At 49.3% G+C, this 18,988-nt stretch carries 16 protein-coding genes; 4 read left to right on the top strand and 12 right to left on the bottom strand.

What is annotated here, in order from left to right; translation table 11 throughout:
• Window positions 1-115 precede the first annotated feature (115 nt).
• Window positions 116-1,099 carry a LacI family DNA-binding transcriptional regulator gene (locus tag GA565_RS17195; RefSeq protein WP_152199609.1) on the bottom strand — a complete coding sequence of 328 codons (984 nt, stop codon included), beginning with the start codon at window positions 1,097-1,099 and terminating at the stop codon, window positions 116-118.
• Between the two features lie 349 nt (window positions 1,100-1,448).
• Between GA565_RS17195 and idnO the strand changes: the two genes are divergently transcribed.
• Both idnO and GA565_RS17185 read left to right on the top strand, forming a co-directional pair.
• On the top strand, window positions 1,449-2,213 hold the full coding sequence (gene idnO / locus GA565_RS17190) for a gluconate 5-dehydrogenase (RefSeq protein WP_152199607.1): 765 nt from the start codon (window positions 1,449-1,451) through the stop codon (window positions 2,211-2,213).
• Between the two features lie 64 nt (window positions 2,214-2,277).
• The gene (locus tag GA565_RS17185; protein ID WP_152199605.1) at window positions 2,278-3,033 is read left to right on the top strand and encodes an SDR family oxidoreductase; all 756 of its coding nucleotides are present in this window, start codon (window positions 2,278-2,280) and stop codon (window positions 3,031-3,033) included.
• 71 nt (window positions 3,034-3,104) lie between these two features.
• Here GA565_RS17185 and metC read toward each other — a convergent pair whose 3' ends face one another.
• Together metC and GA565_RS17175 are read right to left on the bottom strand one after the other, a co-directional pair.
• Window positions 3,105-4,295 (bottom strand): cystathionine beta-lyase, encoded by a 1,191-nt coding sequence (metC, locus tag GA565_RS17180; RefSeq protein WP_152199603.1) that lies wholly within the window; start codon window positions 4,293-4,295, stop codon window positions 3,105-3,107.
• A gap of 12 nt (window positions 4,296-4,307) precedes the next feature.
• The gene (locus GA565_RS17175; RefSeq protein ID WP_370518062.1) at window positions 4,308-5,555 is read right to left on the bottom strand and encodes a dicarboxylate/amino acid:cation symporter; all 1,248 of its coding nucleotides are present in this window, start codon (window positions 5,553-5,555) and stop codon (window positions 4,308-4,310) included.
• A gap of 166 nt (window positions 5,556-5,721) precedes the next feature.
• On the opposite strand from GA565_RS17175, the gene GA565_RS17170 reads away from it, so the two are divergent.
• Window positions 5,722-6,609: a LysR family transcriptional regulator gene (locus GA565_RS17170; protein WP_152199602.1), complete on the top strand. Its 888-nt coding sequence runs from the start codon at window positions 5,722-5,724 to the stop codon at window positions 6,607-6,609.
• Between the two features lie 47 nt (window positions 6,610-6,656).
• Here the strand turns inward: GA565_RS17170 and GA565_RS17165 are convergent, their stop codons facing one another.
• Genes GA565_RS17165 through GA565_RS17155 form a run of 3 tightly spaced genes read right to left on the bottom strand, consistent with a single transcriptional unit; the run spans window position 6,657 to window position 10,341 of the window.
• Window positions 6,657-8,072 (bottom strand): cytochrome c, encoded by a 1,416-nt coding sequence (locus GA565_RS17165; protein ID WP_152199601.1) that lies wholly within the window; start codon window positions 8,070-8,072, stop codon window positions 6,657-6,659.
• Window positions 8,069-9,724, bottom strand: coding sequence for a GMC family oxidoreductase (locus GA565_RS17160; protein ID WP_152199599.1), 1,656 nt, complete (start codon window positions 9,722-9,724; stop codon window positions 8,069-8,071). Before GA565_RS17160 ends, GA565_RS17165 begins: the two co-directional genes overlap by 4 nt.
• Window positions 9,724-10,341 carry a sorbitol dehydrogenase family protein gene (locus GA565_RS17155; RefSeq protein WP_152199597.1) on the bottom strand — a complete coding sequence of 206 codons (618 nt, stop codon included), beginning with the start codon at window positions 10,339-10,341 and terminating at the stop codon, window positions 9,724-9,726. Before GA565_RS17155 ends, GA565_RS17160 begins: the two co-directional genes overlap by 1 nt.
• A gap of 678 nt (window positions 10,342-11,019) precedes the next feature.
• On the opposite strand from GA565_RS17155, the gene GA565_RS17150 reads away from it, so the two are divergent.
• Window positions 11,020-11,367 carry a YejG family protein gene (locus GA565_RS17150; RefSeq protein ID WP_152199596.1) on the top strand — a complete coding sequence of 116 codons (348 nt, stop codon included), beginning with the start codon at window positions 11,020-11,022 and terminating at the stop codon, window positions 11,365-11,367.
• Window positions 11,368-11,380: 13 nt separating this feature from the next.
• Here the strand turns inward: GA565_RS17150 and yejF are convergent, their stop codons facing one another.
• The 6 genes from yejF to GA565_RS17120 all read right to left on the bottom strand — a co-directional run bounded on the left by yejF (window position 11,381) and on the right by GA565_RS17120 (window position 18,962).
• A complete protein-coding gene (gene yejF / locus GA565_RS17145) occupies window positions 11,381-12,988 on the bottom strand; it encodes a microcin C ABC transporter ATP-binding protein YejF (protein ID WP_152199594.1) in 1,608 nt (535 codons plus the stop codon).
• 11 nt (window positions 12,989-12,999) lie between these two features.
• Window positions 13,000-14,022, bottom strand: a complete 1,023-nt coding sequence (locus GA565_RS17140; RefSeq protein ID WP_152199592.1) for an ABC transporter permease — start codon at window positions 14,020-14,022, stop codon at window positions 13,000-13,002.
• On the bottom strand, window positions 14,022-15,116 hold the full coding sequence (locus GA565_RS17135) for a microcin C ABC transporter permease YejB (protein ID WP_152199591.1): 1,095 nt from the start codon (window positions 15,114-15,116) through the stop codon (window positions 14,022-14,024). The genes GA565_RS17140 and GA565_RS17135 overlap by 1 nt, the downstream gene beginning before the upstream one ends.
• A 10-nt stretch (window positions 15,117-15,126) precedes the next feature.
• The gene (locus GA565_RS17130; protein WP_152199589.1) at window positions 15,127-16,935 is read right to left on the bottom strand and encodes an extracellular solute-binding protein; all 1,809 of its coding nucleotides are present in this window, start codon (window positions 16,933-16,935) and stop codon (window positions 15,127-15,129) included.
• A gap of 249 nt (window positions 16,936-17,184) precedes the next feature.
• Window positions 17,185-17,805, bottom strand: a complete 621-nt coding sequence (mepS, locus tag GA565_RS17125; protein WP_152199588.1) for a bifunctional murein DD-endopeptidase/murein LD-carboxypeptidase — start codon at window positions 17,803-17,805, stop codon at window positions 17,185-17,187.
• A gap of 455 nt (window positions 17,806-18,260) precedes the next feature.
• Window positions 18,261-18,962, bottom strand: a complete 702-nt coding sequence (locus GA565_RS17120; RefSeq protein ID WP_152199586.1) for a phosphatase PAP2 family protein — start codon at window positions 18,960-18,962, stop codon at window positions 18,261-18,263.
• Between the last annotated feature and the right edge of the window lie 26 nt (window positions 18,963-18,988).

Here is an 18,988-nt window from a genome sequence, read left to right as displayed (position 1 = left end):
TTTCACCGATATATTTCGTGACTCAGCTCACGTTAGATCATGTTAAAAAAGGATGTTACTGGTAACGTGATCCTGCCCCCATGCGGTGGGAGCAGGCTTGCAGAAGGGATTTGGGTTAAATCGTGCCGCCAAGGGAGATGCGGTAATGCAGGTCAACTCTTTCAATTGTAGGGATTTTATTGATTTTTTTAAGCATGATTTCCGCGCCCACTTTACCCATTTCAAAGCGCGGTGTAATAACACTTGCCAATGCAGGGGTGGTCGCTAAACCAATATCCAGCCCGTGAAATCCGGAAATGGCCATCTGCTCAGGAACCTTAATACCCAGTCTAATGCATTCCTGTAAAACGCCCACCGCAATGTCGTCATTTGTGCACAGCACCGCATTGATTTCAGGATTATTTTGTCTTGCCAGGGTTAACATGCCCGCGCCAATAGAGACCGATGAGACTTTGTTGGGCGTGATATGTTGGGCAATAAGTTGGTTATCTTCCATGGCTTTACGATAGCCTTCATAGCGTTTCATATCACGGGCATCGGACATGGAACCAAAATACACCACTTGCCGTTTACCGCTGGCAATTAACGCCGAAGCCATGTCATAACCGGCCTGGAAATTATTAAAACCGACGGCAATTCGCCCGTTGGCATTTTCAAGGTCCATCAGTTGCGCTATCGGAATATCGGCTGCGTTCAGGTATTTTTCAGCCTTCAAAGTGTGCACGGAATCAGTGAGCATCAGCCCGGCCAGTCGGTAGGTCAGCAAGTTGATAATGTGCTCTTCTTCGCGCTCTTTGCTGTAATCATAATTAACCACCAGCGTTTGATAACCCTGCGCCGAGGTAACGGACTCGATGCCCGCCAGTAAATCCGAGAAAATTTGATTGTTAAAAGAGGGGACGAGGATGCCTATCTTTTTGCTTTTGTTCTTTTTTTCCGTCTCTTCTAGCGGAAAACCGACTTCTTGCATCACTTTGGTAATGCGTTCGCGCGTTTCGGGTGAGACTTTTTCTGGCGTGCGCAGAAAGCGGCTGACGGTCATTTTTGTGACGTCGGCGAGTAACGCGATGTCCTGCAGTGTGACGCGTTGGTTTCTCATCCGGGAGTCCTGCTGGTGCTAAAAGGGAGGAAAACTAATGGCATCTATGTTACCAAATTGACCCTGTGTTAACAACGCGCACGGAGTAAGCAAAACATTAAGACTTTCAGGATGATGAAACTTTTTATCGCAGTCAATTTTCGGCAGCATGATTAAAATTTGGCTTAGTTTTGACGAGACGGATGACTCGGATCACGCTTGCGGTAACAGAGTTTGTTAACACTTTATAAAGTGATCTGCATCACAGTTTATCAAGTGGTAAACCGGTTTGATTAACCTAGATAAAATTCTTTCATCTTGCTCGTGAGCATCACGAACATTTTCGCTAGGTAACGTCAGGAAAATCACAATGACAAATTTATTCTCGCTGGATAACAAAAAAATCCTGGTCACCGGATCTTCACGCGGTTTGGGATTCCTGTTGGCAAAAGGTTTGGCCGAGCACGGCGCCGAAATTATTATCAACAGCACCACGCAGGAATCAGCCAACAAAGCCGCAGAAAGCCTGCGTGCGGCGGGTTTCATTGCACATCCGGTGGCGTTTGACGTGACCCACTCTCAGGCTGTGCAACAGGCGATTGATAAAATCGAAAGTGAAATTGGCCCGATTGATGTGCTGGTAAACAATGCCGGTATTCAGCGTCGCCACAAGTTTACCGAATTCCCGGAGAAAGACTGGGATGACATTGTTGCCGTAAACCAAAAATCCGTTTTCCTGGTTTCACAAGCCGTTGCGCGCTACATGGTTAAACGCGAGCGCGGAAAAATTATTAATATCGGCTCTATTCAGAGCGAGCTGGGTCGCGACACTATTACCCCGTATGCTGCCTCCAAAGGCGCGGTTAAAATGCTGACTCGCGGCATGTGCGTCGAACTTGCCCGCTACAATATTCAGGTTAATGGCATCGCACCGGGTTATTTCAAAACGGACATGACACAGGCGCTGGTGGATAACAAAGAGTTTTCCGACTGGCTGTGCAAGAGAACGCCGGCCGCGCGCTGGGGCAATCCCGAAGAGCTGATTGGCGGCGCTGTTTATCTTTCATCCCGCGCTTCTGACTTCGTTAACGGCCATTTGCTGTTTATCGACGGCGGCATGATGGCGGCGGTGTAAGTTTGCTGAACTGATTAACGACTCCGCTGAGCAATTTAAAAAAAGGCAAACTTTGGGAAATCGTATGATTAACACTGAAAAGAAAATTGCTCTGATTACCGGAGCGGGAAGCGGTATCGGACTGAGCGCCGCCAAGTCTTTGGTTGCCAGCGGTTTTCTGGTCATTCTGACCGGTCGCAGTCAGGAAAAGCTCGACAAGGCCGCCGAGCAGTTTGAGCCAGGTCAGGTTCATGCTCTGACGGTTGACGTCACCCGCCCTGAGTCGGTGGCTGCGCTGTTTGCAACCGTTCAGGAAACCTATGGCCGCCTCGACGTGTTGTTCAATAACGCCGGTACTAATGTGAAAGAGCAACCGATTGAAGATCAGCCCTACGAAGACTGGCTGGCCGTCATCAATACCAATCTGAACGGCGCCTATCTTTGTACCCAGGCGGCTGTTCGGCTGATGAAACAGCAAAAGCCAATGGGCGGTCGAATTATCAATAATGGATCAATTTCGGCCCATACTCCGCGTCCTTACTCCGCGGCGTATACCGCAAGCAAGCACGCCATTACCGGTCTGACCAAGAGTACTTCGCTCGACGGTCGCCAGTATAACATCGCCTGTGGGCAAATTGACGTGGGCAATGCGGCGACGGACATGGGGAATAAGGCGCTGAGTGGCCGACTGCAGGCAGATTTTGAACTGGCGCAGGAGCCGGTAATGCCAGCGGATAAAGTCGGGGACGCCGTGGCGTTTATGGCCAACCAACCCGACGGTACCAATATTCTGACGCTGACAGTTATGGCGACTGCAATGCCGTTTGTGGGGCGCGGATAATTTGATTTAACCTGCCATTTTCTGCCTGTGCTGTCTTACAGGCAGAAAATTAAGCACAGCTAGAAATAACGCTAACTGATCCTCTCGAATCCTGCCTGCAAGTCTTCCAACAAATCTTCAACGTTTTCTAAGCCAATATGTAAGCGAATTAACGTTCCCGTAAACGTGACACCCGTTGCAGGGCGAATGGCCGCCATCTCATCAGGTTGATTTGCCAGAATCAATGACTCGAATCCACCCCAAGAATAGGCCATCTTAAAGTGGGTGAAAGGGTCCAGATAATGGGCGAGTTCAGTATCATCGAGTTTGGTATCAAGAACGAATGAAAACAAACCAGACGATCCGCTAAAGTCTCTGACATAGAATTCATGGCCGGGACATTCAGGCAGGGCGGGATGATTAACGCGCGCCACTCTGGGATGCTGGGCTAACCAGTTGGCAACCTCAAGACCACTTTTATGGTGTTGAGCAAGCCTCACTCCAAGAGTCCGCAATCCGCGGCTGGCGAGATAAGCCGTGTCTGCATCAACCGTTTGTCCCATCAAGTAAGAGTTTTCGCGAAGCGTATCCCAACAGCGGGCGTTACTGACCGCCGTGCCGATCATGGCATCAGAATGGCCGATTAAATATTTGGTTCCCGCTTGAACAGAAATATCGACGCCGTGCTGTAGCGGTTTAAACAGCACGCCAGCCGCCCATGTATTGTCTATCACTATAATGATTTCAGGATTAATCGATTTTATTTGCTTAACCAATCCAGGAATATCTTGTACTTCCATGGTAATAGAGCTTGGCGACTCTAGAAAAACGAGACGCGTATTCTGCTGAATTAATGCAGCTATCCCACTATCACTGCTGATGATAGGCGGGAAATAGGTCGTGGTCACGCCGAGACGGGTCAAGGTTTTAGTGCAAAAATCTTGAGTCGGTTCGTAGGCACTTTCTGTGACTAAAATATGATCTCCCTGTTTAACGAAGGCCAAAATTGTATTGGCCACCGCTGCCGCACCGCAGGGATAAAGCGCACAGCCTGCACCACCTTCAATCTCTGTCATCGCCTGCTGCAAGGCAAAGTGGGTTAAGGTGCCGCGGCGACCATAAAACAGTTCACCTTCAGCCCTGAGCTTTGTCGCGTGTTTTTTACTCGCCACCGAATCAAAGACAATAGATGAGGCGCGTTGCACCACCGGGTTGACCGCGCCGTGGCAAAACTTCTTATCTCGACCTGCATTGACTAACATTGTTTCTATTTTATTCGACATGATATTTCCTTTTTAAACGTCAGTAGCGAGTTGATTTATAGGGGGCGTATCTTTGCCTGCGGGCTTTTTGTTACCGCAAAATCGTTGAATTATTTGGGTCGCGTTAAGATCATTCACCACGTTGAGCATCGTGGCCGGGGCGTCAGTGATAGCGCCTAAAATAACCAACATTGGAATAGCTTCGAGCGGCAATCCAAGGGTAGTCACAATAAAAATCTCGCCGAGGAAGGCTCCGCCGGGTACGCCGCCTACGATGATGGCTGAAATAACCGCAATCATCAGTGTCAGCAACAGCGCTTGAGTATCAAAGGGGATGCCTAATATCTGATAAATAAACAGGACTTTTAGCGTAGCAATCATTGCCACACCGCCCTTGTTTAAATTGGCAAGCAAAGGCAGGCTGACGTTGACTATGTCATCATTAAGTCCCATTTTTTTGGCCGCACGAATAGTCACTGGCAACGAAGCGAGGGAGGAGCAAGTTCCTAATGATGTCGCCGCAGGTTCCATCATATATTTCCAGAAGGATTTGATGGCCGGAAGGCCTCCTGCTATCCATGAATAAAACGTTGAGGCAAAAATAAAGTAGACCAGGCTGGTCACAAAGAACATAGCAATGACGCTACCAAAAGTGATCACCAACTTGGGGTCTTGGCTGGCCATGGTATCCGCGAAATAACAGCCCAGTCCCAGCGGCGCTAATTTCATTATGATTGAAATTAACTTCATTATGACGTCGTTAGCGGCATCTAATAACGACGATATTTTCTGACCCGACTCACCGGCTTGCCCGATAGCAATTCCGCCAATAATTGACATAATGATCAGTGCCAGAATGTTCTTTTTACTCAACAGGCCAATAAAATCGCTGGCTGTCACCATTTCTACAAAGTTCATTCCTCCGGCATTACCTTCAAATGATTGCTCAAAGGTGACAATGATTCCTTTCGCTGGGTTGTAAATTTCATGCAGGCCAATCATGGTTAATGAGGCGACTAAAGGCATGAGTAAAGAGATGATGATGACGAGCAGGAGTATTTTTCCCAGCTTTCTGAGATCAGTCATTTTAGCGATGGAAGACATCACACTGACACCGACTAGCGGGACGATGGTCATAAAGAGTAAGTTTAAAAATATTTCACCGATTGGTTTAACTTCTTTCGCAATCGAGGGGAATGTCATACCAATAAAGCCGCCTATTGCTAAGGCAATAACCAGTAATATTGATGATTTGTAATTTTGCAGTATGGCTTTCAACATTTATTCACCTTAGTTAGTTGTTGCACTAACGTATTGGTTAAATTTATTTTATAATTAAAATTTACAGGGGCTTTTTTTGGTGTTAATCGTACTGATACGATTCTAATTGATTTGCAATCATGGTTTACTGTTGTTTTATGGAAACACTTTTTAATTAAAGTTGAAAATGAACAGTCCAAGACATCCTTCACTTAAACAGATTGAAAGTTTTGTTCGCGTTGTCGACTTGCTCAGTATTAGTGATGCTGCACACTCGTTAAATGTAAGCGTTTCGTCGGTGAGTAAAAGTTTGCAATTACTTGAAAGTTTATTGAATGTTACATTAATAAAAAGGACCACCAGGAGTTTATTTTTAACAGATGCAGGACGCAATTTTTATGAAAAATCTAAAGGTTTATTAGACGATCTTGATGATACAATAAACTCGACCATCCATTATAATCAAAGGCCCAGTGGGGAGCTGAAGTTAACCTGCTCTATGGCCTTCGGTTACACCCACATTTTTTCATTGATTAATGAATACGTTAAGAAGAATAGCAGTGTCACTTTTGACGTGGATTTGAACGATCGGTGCATTAATCTAAACGATACCCACTATGATATTGCTCTCAGGATAAGCACGGTTCCTCCTGAAAATTATTCTATGCGCAAGATTTGTAATATTGATTGGGTTTATTGTGCTTCAACCGAGTACCTGCATAAAAAGGGTACGCCTGAATCAATAAACTGTCTGAGTGGTCATCATATTTTTAGTTACCCCATGATGAATGTGAATATTGTTGAAAATAATGAAGACGTTATTTTTACTAAAATAAACTCAAGTCTGGCTATTTTACAGTGCGTACTGAATCATCAGGGGATGGCCTATTTGCCTTTATATTTAGCCGGCGAGCATTTAAAGAGTGGGAAGTTGGTGGCATTGAATCTTGACGATAAGGTTTTTTATAAAACTCATCATCTTTATGCTTTATATTTCCCTGCTAAATTTACTAATCCGCGGGTAAGAACCTTCATTGATGCATTAACAGAAAGATTTCACCTGCCCTTTATATAAAAAAGGGAGAGCACCGAGGTCCTCTCCCTTTTCACTATGCTTGAAAGTTAGCGAGCGCGGGTTTTGCGCCTTCTCACCAGCCAGAAGATAAGCAGCAGTACAACAATTACGCCTATCACCATCGCCGGTGCCATGAACGGCTGTAGTTTAGCCAACAGCGTCACTGGACCGCCGCCGCGTAGCACGGCCACGTCGTGTTCCGTAACCTGAACGTCAGGATTACCGTAGTTCGTCAGCACGTAGTTGGAGATATCGGCAATCTGAGCATCGGTTAACTGACCCACGTAGGAGCCTTCGCCAAACTTCGGCATCAGCACATGCTGGTCACCCACCTGGCGGTCTACGCCGTAAAGAATGGCGGAAATCAGGTTGGAGGCATTGGTCAAGCCAGTTGCAGTATTGTTATACAGCGAAGGATAAGCCTGATTTTTACTGCCGCCGCCGTCGGGCTGGTGACAGCTGGCACAATAGCCGCTGAACAGCGCCGCGCCACCGATAATGGTGTTATTGGCATTATAAGGATGCGCACCGCGAAGGCCATCTTCAACGTTTACCTGCTTGGGACCAAAGCTGTCTGCGGCCTGTTTGTCAGCAGGGTCGCGTACCGGCGTGCTGTTTTTCAGGTAGAAAGCAATGGCGTTTAGGTCTGACTCCGGCAGGTATTGCAGACTGTTCTGTACGGCTTCGGCCATCGGCCCGGCCGCCTGGTTTTTACCTAGGGTACGGCCGGTTTTCATGTACTCAACCAGCTGGGCTTGCGTCCAGTTACCAATACCACTCACCGGGTCTGCACTGATGTTTGGCGCATACCACGGGCCGACCATGCCGCCGGCCAGCGGTTTCGACGTCACTTCACCCATCATCAGGTTACGCGGCGTATGGCAGGTGTCGCAGTGGCCAGCGCCGTTAACCAGATAAGCACCGCGGTTCCATTCATCGCTTTTAGACGGGTCAGGCTTGAAAGCCGAGCTGTCGAGGTACAGCATATTCCAGCCCGCCATTGCAATACGCATATTAAACGGGAAGGGCAGCGCGGTGACCTTGGTCGGCGCATCAACAGGCTGTACGCCGTGCTGGAAGTAGGCATACATCGCCTTGATATCGTCATCGCTCATGTGGCTGTAAGACGTGTAGGGCATTGCCGGATAGAGGTTTTCGCCGTCTGGGCGCACGCCATCGCGCACCGCGCGGCTGAACTGCTCTTCGCTATAGTTGCCGATACCGTACTTTTTAGACGGCGTAATATTGGTGGTGAAAATGGTGCCCATTGGCGATTGAATCGGATAATCACCGGCAAACGCTTTGCCACCTTCCGGATTGGTATGACAGGCCTGACAGTCGGCTGCGGTAGCGACCCATTTTCCTTTGGCAATCAGGTCTAGCTGGCTGTCCTGTGCCGAAGCCAGTCCTGCAAAACCGCCGAGTACCGCACTCAGCAAGCCTAAACTCAGTAATTTTTTCATGCATTACCTGCCAGAGACTTAGCCATATCATCAGCGGCTTTGAGCGCCAGGGCCGCCATGGTCAAAGTACTGTTGACCACGCTGGATGAGGGAATGGCACCGCCGCCCGGCAGCCACAGATTAGCGTGGTCGTGGGTGCGACAGTCACCATTTACCACCGAGTCTTTAGGGTCGTTGCCCATAATGGTTCCGCCCATAATGTGGTTATTGGCGTTCAGGCTGGTGGTGATGTTGAAATCTTCGGCCATAAAAAGTTTGCCGATCGCTTCCAGCTGTTTGTGTGCCGCAGTGGCACCTTCACGCACATAGTCACCGACGTCGTAGTGAATATCCGGGCATGGCAGGCCGTGTGGGTCTTTACGGGTTTTGCTTAGCGTCAGGCGGTTATTCGGATCGGGAAGCGGCTCAAGACTTATCGATAAATCAACGCCATAGATTGAGCGACGACGAATTTCGGCATCCAGCTCTTCGCCCACCAGGCCCATTTCCAGCGCTTTGTTAGTGGCCGGGATCACTTGGCTGATGTTGTTGAGGATCATCTTGTTGGCCGAATACTGCGAGCGGAAATCACCGTCACGCGGGCCGACTAAACAGCTGCTCTGCGCGGGGCCACGCCCAATCCACAGCGGTTCCGAGGCAATAAAGGTGCAGTGGAACCCTGAGTGATCCATCATGTTACGGCCAACGTGGTCAGAAGAGTTGGCAATACCGTTCGGGTTTTTTTCGTTGGCGGCAATCAGCAGCAGGCGCGGAGTTTCAATGCCGTTACAGGCGAGTGCGAACACTTTACCGGTGGCTTTGTGCGACTGCTTTTTGTTGTCGAGCCAGTGAACGGCGGTCACGCGGTTGTTTTCGTCAGTGTCAATCTTGTAAACCACGGATTCTGCCAACACCACCGCGCCTTTGTTTTCGGCGCGTTCAACGTGACTGATACCATTATACATGGCGCCAATCGGGCAAATAGGCTGGCAGTTGTTGTTACCGCAGCAGGTCGGGCGACCGTTCCACGGACGCGTGCTGCGACCCTGTGGAATAGGCACTGATTTAAAACCGTGCGGGTTGACCACTTCGGCGAAACGGGTATCACCGTAGGCGTAAGGTACCTGCTCCATCGGATAAGGTTTGCTGCGCTCAGACGGCGACTGTAGCTCGGGGTCACTTGGGCCGGCCACGCCAATTTCGTCTTCGGCGCGGCAGTAGTACGGCTCCAGTTCTTCATAGGAAATTGGCCAGTCGCGGCCCACGCCATAAAGCGTTTTCATTTTGAAGTCGTTAGGCAGGTGGCGCCAACATGAGGCAGCCCAGTGCCAGGTCGTGCCGCCTACGGTGCGCAGATAACCTTGCTGGAAACTGCTGGCGCTCGGACCGGTCAGATTTACATAGTTATTTTTTGGAAAATAAAGCGGGGCAGGTGCCAGTTCCGATTGCGGATACAGCCCCTGAAAGTCGGAACCGGCACGGTTGGCGAACGGCATATTGCGCCAGTTTTCCACCGCCTGCGCGCGCTCGATGCGTAAACCGGCTTCCAGCACCAGCACGGAGTGACCCAAACTCACCATTTGGTCGGCAATCATGCCGCCAACAATCCCTGAACCAACAATAATGACGTCAGCAGAAGCGTCGCCGTCTGCGGTAAAAGTAGGTTTATTCATTATGCTTTACTCGTGTTATCAAGGTCGGGCGTCGCTTTCAAGCGCTCTTCATTCATATATTCCGGCATGGATGCCGCGGGCGGTGCGGCGGTAAACCACAGCGGGCCGTTGCCGCAGTAAGTTGGCACGATCAATCCATCACTGACCGGACGGTACATCAGCGCATCTTTATAGGAAATTAATATGGAATCGGTACCATTTTTGACTGTGCCGGTGTACCAGCCGGTAATGATGCTGGTCAGCAGGTCACCAAGTCCATTTTGTTTGGCGAGATCCTGAAATTGTTTTGCACGCAGATTCGGTTTTAGCAGTGAATACAATTTACTTACTTGGGCAGGAAACTGCGAATTACCCTGATAGAAAGCGTTGAAAAAGCGCGCTGACATGCCAGGGCTCAGATCCTGATGCTCAGTAATTGCCTGAGAAATCAAAAAAAACTGTGAAAAAATTACCGGATCACCTGTCGCAGTATCTTTTTCAGCCTGGGTCAAAAAAGGGAAGCCTAACAGGGTAGCAGCCACCATTGCCGAACCCACGCCTTTAAGCATGTCACGACGACTGAAACCGGTACCATTTTTCTGGGTGGTTAAGTCAAAAAGTGAAGGATTTTTGTCCATCTCAACTCTCTTTAATTTCGGGGGAAATAAGCCAGCGGCTTGCCAAAAGTTATTATTATTTTTTTGGTTACGTAGAAGCGCAGGGCCTCTTGGAGGAGGTTCAATGCCTCAGTGATAGGGTAATCCAGTAAAAACGGTGTGGATGATAATCCCACACCAATTAAAAGGCGCTAACAAATCGTGCTAAAAAATAACATTTCGTTTTCATTTTGGTTCAATTTAACAATTAAATAACAATGATAATGTTGAAAATGATAAAATTAGTGCAGCATTTTGAATCAAATGGTTCATTTGTTATTAACCAAATGTGTATTATATAAATAATTGATAAGTATAAATTTAAAATTTATGAACAAAGAGCTTTGTTTAAATTATGTGACATTTTGGAGTCAAAAAGGTAACTGCGATGGTTGAAATCGGTTGAGAAATGATTCATAAAGGGTTACAAATGACTCAAAGTGCGACCACGATCTCAAAAATAGACTAGAGCGCTCAAAAAACCATCACAATTGACTGCCTTTGTACTTAAATGGTTAATGAGATGTAAACTACAGGTTATATTGAAGCGATTTAGCAGGAAAAAATCACGGTTCTGCGTTATACCTTGGTTCATGAGTTGCAGATTTGTGAAATTATTGTTGATGTTAATTTATTGTTGAAGAGTTTCTGGGGACTACCTTGAATAATGATCATTTTTCAGTTGTGCACCGACTGCCGGATACTTATCGCTGGCTCTCAGGTTTTGCGGGCATAAAAGTGGAAGCTATCCCGCTGCCTGGCGATGAGGACAGCAATCTCGTCGGACTTAAGCTTTTAAGCCCGGAAGGGGAAAGTGCCAGACAAATTTTGCAAGGTTTGAACCTTTCTTTGAGAGAGATTCAGGTGGAAAGTAATATCGTTGAATGCGAGGGTGAACTTTGCCTGTTCGTTAAACGCGACGATGAGAGTGCCACCATGTGCCGCCTTAAAAATATCGGTACCGCCATTGCCGAATCCGTGTCTGTATCTGCCATCTATCCATTCTAAAGACTGCCGGTTGTCATGGACCGTCAGTCACCTTCGTTAACGCTAGCAGTTCCCTCGTGTAGGTATGTTCTGGCCTGGTAAACAGCGTTTCACACTCTCCCTGCTCAATCACTTTTCCTCCTTGCAATACAATAACCTGGTGACAAAGACTTCTTACTACCTGCAGGTCATGGCTGATGAACAGGTACGAAAGGCCGTAGCGCTGTTGCAGATTGTTTAGTAGCTCAAGGATTTGTGCCTGTACCGATTTGTCGAGTGAGGACGTGGGCTCATCAAGAATAACCAGTTCTGGCTGAAGAATAAGCGCGCGGGCAATCGCAATACGCTGCCGCTGGCCGCCAGAAAACTCTGTCGGGTAGCGGTGGCGCGTCTGTGGGTCAAGGCCCACTTCCTGCATGGCGACGATAACCTGCTGCTCGCGCTGTTCCTCCGTTAGGCGTTTATGTACTAATAACCCTTCGGCGATTATCTGCATCACGTTGAGTCGCGGGTTCAGCGCCGAATAGGGGTCCTGAAAAACCACCTGTATCCGGCGACGAAATGGCAGCATTTGTCGGCGGTTAAACTGATGCAGTGGCTGACCGTCAAACTCGATTTTTCCACTGCAGGAAAGCAGGCGCAGCAGCGCGAGACCGGTCGTGCTTTTACCCGAGCCAGACTCTCCCACCAGCCCCAGGCTTTCGCCGCGACGTAAACTGAAGCTCAGGCCACTGAGCGCCTGCTTGACGCTCACGGTGCGTCTCAGCAGCCCTCGTCGCACAGGGAATCCTACCCCCAAATCCTCAACGCGCAGCAATACAGGGCTATCGTCGGGCACCGGCTGCGGGCTGCCGGTCGGTTCTGCCTTTAACAGCTGTTGGGTATAGGCATGTTGGGGCGCTGAAATAAGTGCCGTACGGCTGTTGTACTCCACGCGGCGTCCATCTTTCATTACCGCGACGTTATCGGCAATCGAGCGTACAATCCGCAGGTTGTGCGTGATAAACAGCATCGCCATGCCCAACTCCTGCTTGAGCTCCCGCAGTAGGCTGAGGATTTGCGCCTGCACTGAAACGTCGAGCGCGGTTGTTGGTTCATCGGCAATCAGCAGTTTGGGTTGAGTTAATATCGCCATGGCGATCATCACGCGCTGGCGTTCGCCGCCCGAGAGTTGATGCGGGTAGTCACTCAGCCTGGAGGCGGCCTGAGCAATGCCCACGCGGTCCAGGCACTGAATGATTTCAGCTCTTGCCGCTTCACGGCGCAGACCTCGATGCAGCGACAACACTTCTGCCAGCTGTTTTTCAATCGAGTGTAGCGGGTTAAGTGACACCATCGGCTCTTGAAAAATCATCGCAATACGATCGCCGCGTACCTTGCGCAGCGCAGGTTCACTAGCGTGCAGTAGGCTCTGACCTTCAAACAAAATGTCACCTTTAGGATACACCACAGACTGCGCACGCAGCAGGCGCAGTATGGATAGGGCGGTCACGCTTTTACCCGAACCGGACTCCCCGACCAGCGCCAGGGTTTCACCTTGCGCAATATTCAACGAGAGGTCATGAACTACGCCTGAGAGCTGGCCTTCATGGCGAAAGGCGATATCCAAGTTCTTAATAGATAACAGTGGTGAATGTGTCATGGTTGGGCGTCCTAACGGGTCTGACTGGGATCAAAAGCGTCGCGTACCGCTTCACCAATAAAAATAAGCAGAGACAGCAATATGGCGAGAACCATAAATGCGCTTATCCCCAGCCACGGTGCCTGAATATTATTTTTTCCTTCAAGCAGCAACGAACCCAAAGAAGGCGAACCCAGCGGCAGTCCAAAGCCCAGAAAATCTAGCGAAGCCAGGGTGGTAATCGAGCCGCAGAGAATAAATGGCATATAGGTCAGCGTAGCCACCATGGCGTTGGGCAATATATGGCGAAGCATAATCGTGCGGTCAGCCACGCCCATCGCCTGTGCCGCACGGATGTAGTCAAAGTTGCGGGTGCGCAGAAACTCGGCCCGCACTACGCCCACTAATACCATCCAGCCGGAAAGCACCGTGATGAGCAGCAGCCACCAGAAGTTAGGCTGTACCACGCTTGAGAGCATAATTATCAGGAAAAGCGTGGGCATGCCTGACCAAACTTCGATAAATCGTTGCCCCCACAGGTCAATTTTTCCGCCGTAGTAGCCCTGCGTTGCGCCTATCACGATGCCAATCACCGAAGACAGCAGGGTCAACATCAGGCCAAACAGCAGCGAAATTCGCAGCCCGTACAGAATCTCCGCCAGTACGTCGTGGCCGTTGCTGTCCGTACCGAGAAGGTTGTGGCGCGAAGGCGGTGAGGGGAAGGGGCTGTCGGTTGAGAAATTGATCGAATTAAAACTCTGGCGCAGCGGTGCCCATATTACCCCGCCGTGGCTCTCAAGCTGTTTAACCACGAACGGGTCCTGATAATCGGTGGTCGTTTGCAGCTCGCCGCCAAAGGTTGATTCGCTGTAGTTAAACAACACCGGAAAATAAAAATGGCCCTGATAGTTCACCAGCAGCGGTTTCTCATTGGCGATGACGTTGGAGAACAGCGCCAGCAGAAAGATTATCAGAAAGATCCACAGCGACCAGAAGCCGCGGGAGTTTTGACGAAAGCGTGCCCAGCGCGCGCGATTAATTGCATTAAGCGCCATTATTGACGCCCCTCGAAATCAATCCGCGGATCGACCAGCGTGTAGGTGATATCGCTGATGATATTGAGCAGCAGGCCAATCAGGGTAAATATGTACAGCGTGCCAAACATCACCGGGAAATCGCGCTGCAGTGTGGCATCGTAGCCCAGCAGTCCGAGACCATGCAGGGAGAACATCACTTCAATCAGCAGTGAGCCGGTAAAGAACATGCTGATAAAGGTGGCAGGGAAACCAGCAATAACCAGCAGCATGGCATTGCGAAACACGTGGCGATAGAGAATTTTATTTTCGTCGAGGCCTTTGGCCCGCGCGGTGACGACATACTGCTTTTGTACCTCATCCAGAAACGAATTTTTAGTCAGCATGGTCAACGTGGCAAAGCCGCCAATTACCGTCGCTAATACCGGCAGCGTGATGTGCCACAGGTAGTCGGTAATTTTTCCATACCAGGGCAGCGTGTCGAAATTGGCCGAGGTCAGGCCGCGCAGCGGGAACCAGTCATAATAGTTACCGCCGGTGAAAAAGACGATCAATAAAATAGCGAATAAAAACGAGGGCACCGCGTAGCCGATGATGATGACCGTGCTGCTCCAGGTGTCAAACGCGCTGCCGTTTTTTACTGCCTTGCGAATGCCTAGCGGAATCGACACCAAATAAATGATGAGCGTGCTCCATAGCCCAAGGCTTATTGAAACCGGCAGGCTGAATTTCACTAGCTGCATCACCGAGGCGCCCTGGAACAGGCTATCGCCGAAATCAAAACGCGCATAGCGCCAGAGCATGTCGACATATCGCTCATGCAGCGGCTTATCGAAGCCGAAGCGTTTGGTTATTTCGGCTATCACTTCAGGGTCGAGGCCGCGAGCGCCGCGATACTGGCTGTCTCCAACCATCCCGACGCCCGCATTGGCATGGCCGTTACCGCTCGATTGCCCACCGCCGGGTAATCCGCTGCTTTGACCCATTTCAATGGCCGCGATGGCCTGGTCCACCGGACCGCCGGGGGCAATCTGCACAATAAAGAAATTAATCGTGATAATGGCCCACAGGGTGGGAATAACCAGCAGAAGCCGACGAAGTAAATATGCAGTCAATGTCGTCTCCCTACTTTCTTGCCGCTTGCAAACGCGCAGCTTTGTTCACGTCAAACCACCAGCTGTCTAGCTCTATAGCATAAGGTGGGCGAAGGGTGGGCATCGAAAACTTGTCCCAGTAGGCGTAACGGTCACGGTTGGAATACCACATCGGGATCATATACCTGTGCCAGGTTAAAACGCGGTCAAGCGCGTGTCCCAGTGAGAGCAGCGCGTCGGGCTGGCCCTGATGTGCGACCACCGCGTCGGTCAACTGGTCGATAGCCGGGTCTGATACGCCGGGCGCATTATAGGTGGAGTTAATGTATTTTGAGTTCCACATAATCTGCAGGTCGGTGCCGGGGTAGGTCATGGCGCGATACACCGTTGGGATCATATCGTAATCACGACTGCGTAAACGGCTGGTGAACTGTGAATTATCCACCTGACGCAGGGTCATGTTAATACCCAACCGCTGCAGATTATGCTGGAAAGGCAGCACGTATTGAGAATTTCCACTGCTGGGCAGCAGCAGTTCAAAGGTGAAGGGCTTGCCCGTTTTGTCGTTAACTAGCTGCTGGTTTTTTACCGTCCATCCGGCCTCTTTAAGCAGTGCGGTCGCCTTGAGCAAGTTTACTCGGTCACTGCCGCTGCCGTCAGAGTGCGGGGGCTGATAAAGCTGGCTAAACACCTCTTCAGGGATTTTACCTTTCAGCGGCGCCAACCACGCCAGCTCGGCGGCATCGGGATAGTTTGCCGCCGCATAGTCGGTGTTTTGGAAGTAGCTGGTGGTGCGTTTGTAAGCGCCGTAGAACAGAGCCTTGTTCATCCAGTCAAAATCAAAGGCCAGCGTCAGCGCCTCTCTGACGCGTCGGTCCTGGAAGATAGGGCGATGAATATTAAAAGCCAGCCAGCGCGTATCCTGCGCGGCCTGGTTTTCATCATCCTGCTTTATGATTAAGCCACGCGTAAAGTTAGTCCCCTGATACTGCGTGGCCCAATTTTTAGGGGAAGGTTCGCTGCGATAATCAAAGGCCCCGGACTTGAAGGCTTCGAGAGCCACATTATCGTCCAGATAGTAGTCGTAGCGAATGGTGTCAAAGTTGTAGCGACCACGGTTAACCGGCAGATTGGCCGCCCAGTAGTTAGTGACGCGCGAGTAGGTAACATATTGACCAAGCTTATAGGCGCTAATGCGATAAGGCCCACTGCCCAGCGGCGGTGTTGACAGTGGTTCGTTAAATTTTCGATGTTCCCAAAATTTTTGCGAGATGATGGGCAGTCCGAGCAGGCCGAGCATTTGTTCTTTATTAGGTTGCGGAAATTCAAAGCGCACGGTGAGTGGAGAAAGGGCTTTCACCACCACGCCCTTATACACCACTCGAAACTGCGGTACGCCCTCAGTCATAAATTTGTGGAAAGTAAAGGCCACATCTTTGGCGGTGATCGGGCTGCCGTCCTGAAAAACGGCGCGCGGATTTATTTCTACCTCAACCCATTTAAAATCGCTGTCATAGCGCGCCGAATCAGCAATTAGCGGGTAATAGCTGCCAATCTCGTCGCTTGAGGGCGTAAACAGGCTGTCGTAAAGCGTATCGCTGCGCACCGCGGCATTACCGCGAGAGGCGAAGCGGTTAAAATTGTCAAAGGTGCCGATGGCTGAAAGGGTGATACTTCCGCCTTTGGGGGCGGCAGGATTAACGTAATCAAAATGACTGAAGTTATAGAGGTATTTCGGGGAGCCTAAAATTGAAAAGGCGTAGCCGTCCTCTATCGATTCGGCGTGCGCGAAAAATCCTATCAACGACAGTAGCAGACCTATGAGTGCGCGAGGAAACATCCTGAAAGTTAACTCCTGATTTGGCGCCGCTGACGCTGTGATAACTCAATAATAGATTGAGAATTAATAAACAACCATTTTGGCTGTTGTATCACAAGATTACGTGCAGCCCCAAGACAAATAGCGGGTAAACAGTGTAAGGGAAGAGGGGAGGGTTTGCTTAGCCGTGAGCATAAAAAAAGACCCTCAGAAGAGGGCCTTTTTTTATTCGCTGGGCTTGGACAACAAGAGTGAATTCTGTTTTCGCTGCTATTGCAGCATTGCAGTCGCCATACTCTCGGTACTGCTGTTTGGGTGTGAGCCACTCAGTACGCGTCTTGCTTCACGATAGCGTGACGTCCAGTAAGCTTCATTAAGGTTAGAAATCATTACGCCATTGCTTGTAGAAGCATGAACGAATTGATCGTTACCGAGATAAATACCTACATGACGACCGGTAGAGCCGGCACGGAACAGGACTAAATCGCCTGGACGCAGCTTGTTACGCTGAATCTTCTTACCTGTATCTTCCTGTTCATAAGTTGAACGCGGTAAGTCCATACCAAATTGTTCGCGGAATGTTACCTGGACGAAGGCTGAGCAATCGATACCACGCTTGCTGTCACCACCTAACCGATAACGAACGCCTTTCCAGTCTGCATATTGATCCATAATCTTGGATTTAATATCGACGTTGCGAACCATTGCTTCGAATTCATCCTGAGAGGATTGAAGTAAAAGACCATTTTTGTCTTTAACTGCATGCATCTCAGTTTGTGCGTTTTCTGTGTTCGAAGAATGAGTACCACTACACGCGGAGAGTAAAATTGCCGCGCCAATTGCGGGTAAAGCCCGCAGCACATATCTCAGAAACGGTTGAGACTTGACCATGTATGTTGTTTTCCCTTGCTGTCCTTAACGAAACCGAAGTTCGTTATCAAATTGCCCAAAAACCAAGCGAGATTATCTGTTGCTTTCAGCTTGGGCAAAGGCTTAGCCAGGAAATTGTGTGGTACAACACACTTTTAATTGGAATTAGACCATTTATGCCACATTTCTGTGCAACGAGGTCGAGATTACCGTAATGGTTAGGGGAATGCGAGAGGTTTTATCTGTTTTTTAATAAGAAATAATGATGTAAAGCAATGTAACTATTGATGTAAAAGCCGGTGACTAAGTATTGTGCTCATTTGGCTTAAAAGCGCAGCAGAATGCGGGCTGCGAGCAATATTCCGCTTTCGCCTATTTACAATCTCGTTAAATAGAATGGCCCGGCAATCTGTAAATATTGTACAGGCCATAATAAAAAGCTATGTCATCGAGAATAAGTATTTTCTTAAAAAAACTTATTTAGCGGCTTTTTTTGGCAGTTTTCTATCCAGCCAATTGACAAGCATGTCACTTGCCGGGGTCATTAACCACCAGCTTGCGCCGACCAATACCACTGACAATGAGCCAACCATGATATCGGTAAACCAGTGCGCACCGATCATCAGGCGCGGCATCGAGAAGATGACGGTAATCAATACGGCAATCGCGAATGCGCGTTTGCCAAGATAGCGCAGCATAAAGACGCTGAAGACCATCAACATCATGCCGTGATCGCCCGGGAAGCTGTCACCGGAGGAGTCTTTGGTCGGAATACCCGTCAATTCGCTTACGCGATTAACGTGCTCGAAGCTCAGCGATGGACTCTTATGCGCTACCGGCAACTGGTGGCCTAACTGATTAAGCACCACGGCGGTGAGTAACATCACGATACCGATAATCACCATCCTGCGGCGGCCTTGGCTGTCTTCCTTTAAATAGTAAGAAAGGTACAGCAGACCCATCGCCACCAGTGAGCAGATGTCAAAGGCGCGGTTGTTGGTCACGGCAACGATATGCAGGAACGTCTCGCTGGTGGCCAGATGCCGGTTAAAATAGAAAAATATCGACGAATCGATTGGTGCCCAAAAACCGTGGTTAATCGGCAGGTAAAAGGATAAAAACAGGGCAATACCGACCACGTTAAGCAGCAGTATCAACGGTAAATTACGGCGGAACATAGAGCTAAACCTATTCAAATTTGTTT

Source organism: Rouxiella sp. S1S-2, assembly GCF_009208105.1.
In the GTDB taxonomy this organism is placed as follows: domain Bacteria; phylum Pseudomonadota; class Gammaproteobacteria; order Enterobacterales; family Enterobacteriaceae; genus Rouxiella.
This window is presented reverse-complemented; position numbering and strand designations above follow the sequence as displayed.

Coding starts and splice junctions, on each gene's coding strand:
- GA565_RS17130 (WP_152199589.1), bottom strand. CDS start 16,935: ATGTTTCCTCGCGCACTCATAGGTCTGCTACTGTCGTTGATAGGATTT.
- GA565_RS17160 (WP_152199599.1), bottom strand. CDS start 9,724: ATGAATAAACCTACTTTTACCGCAGACGGCGACGCTTCTGCTGACGTC.
- GA565_RS17155 (WP_152199597.1), bottom strand. CDS start 10,341: ATGGACAAAAATCCTTCACTTTTTGACTTAACCACCCAGAAAAATGGT.
- idnO (WP_152199607.1), top strand. CDS start 1,449: ATGACAAATTTATTCTCGCTGGATAACAAAAAAATCCTGGTCACCGGA.
- mepS (WP_152199588.1), bottom strand. CDS start 17,805: ATGGTCAAGTCTCAACCGTTTCTGAGATATGTGCTGCGGGCTTTACCC.
- metC (WP_152199603.1), bottom strand. CDS start 4,295: ATGTCGAATAAAATAGAAACAATGTTAGTCAATGCAGGTCGAGATAAG.
- GA565_RS17170 (WP_152199602.1), top strand. CDS start 5,722: ATGAACAGTCCAAGACATCCTTCACTTAAACAGATTGAAAGTTTTGTT.
- GA565_RS17175 (WP_370518062.1), bottom strand. CDS start 5,555: ATGTTGAAAGCCATACTGCAAAATTACAAATCATCAATATTACTGGTT.
- GA565_RS17165 (WP_152199601.1), bottom strand. CDS start 8,072: ATGAAAAAATTACTGAGTTTAGGCTTGCTGAGTGCGGTACTCGGCGGT.
- GA565_RS17185 (WP_152199605.1), top strand. CDS start 2,278: ATGATTAACACTGAAAAGAAAATTGCTCTGATTACCGGAGCGGGAAGC.
- yejF (WP_152199594.1), bottom strand. CDS start 12,988: ATGACACATTCACCACTGTTATCTATTAAGAACTTGGATATCGCCTTT.
- GA565_RS17120 (WP_152199586.1), bottom strand. CDS start 18,962: ATGTTCCGCCGTAATTTACCGTTGATACTGCTGCTTAACGTGGTCGGT.
- GA565_RS17140 (WP_152199592.1), bottom strand. CDS start 14,022: ATGGCGCTTAATGCAATTAATCGCGCGCGCTGGGCACGCTTTCGTCAA.
- GA565_RS17195 (WP_152199609.1), bottom strand. CDS start 1,099: ATGAGAAACCAACGCGTCACACTGCAGGACATCGCGTTACTCGCCGAC.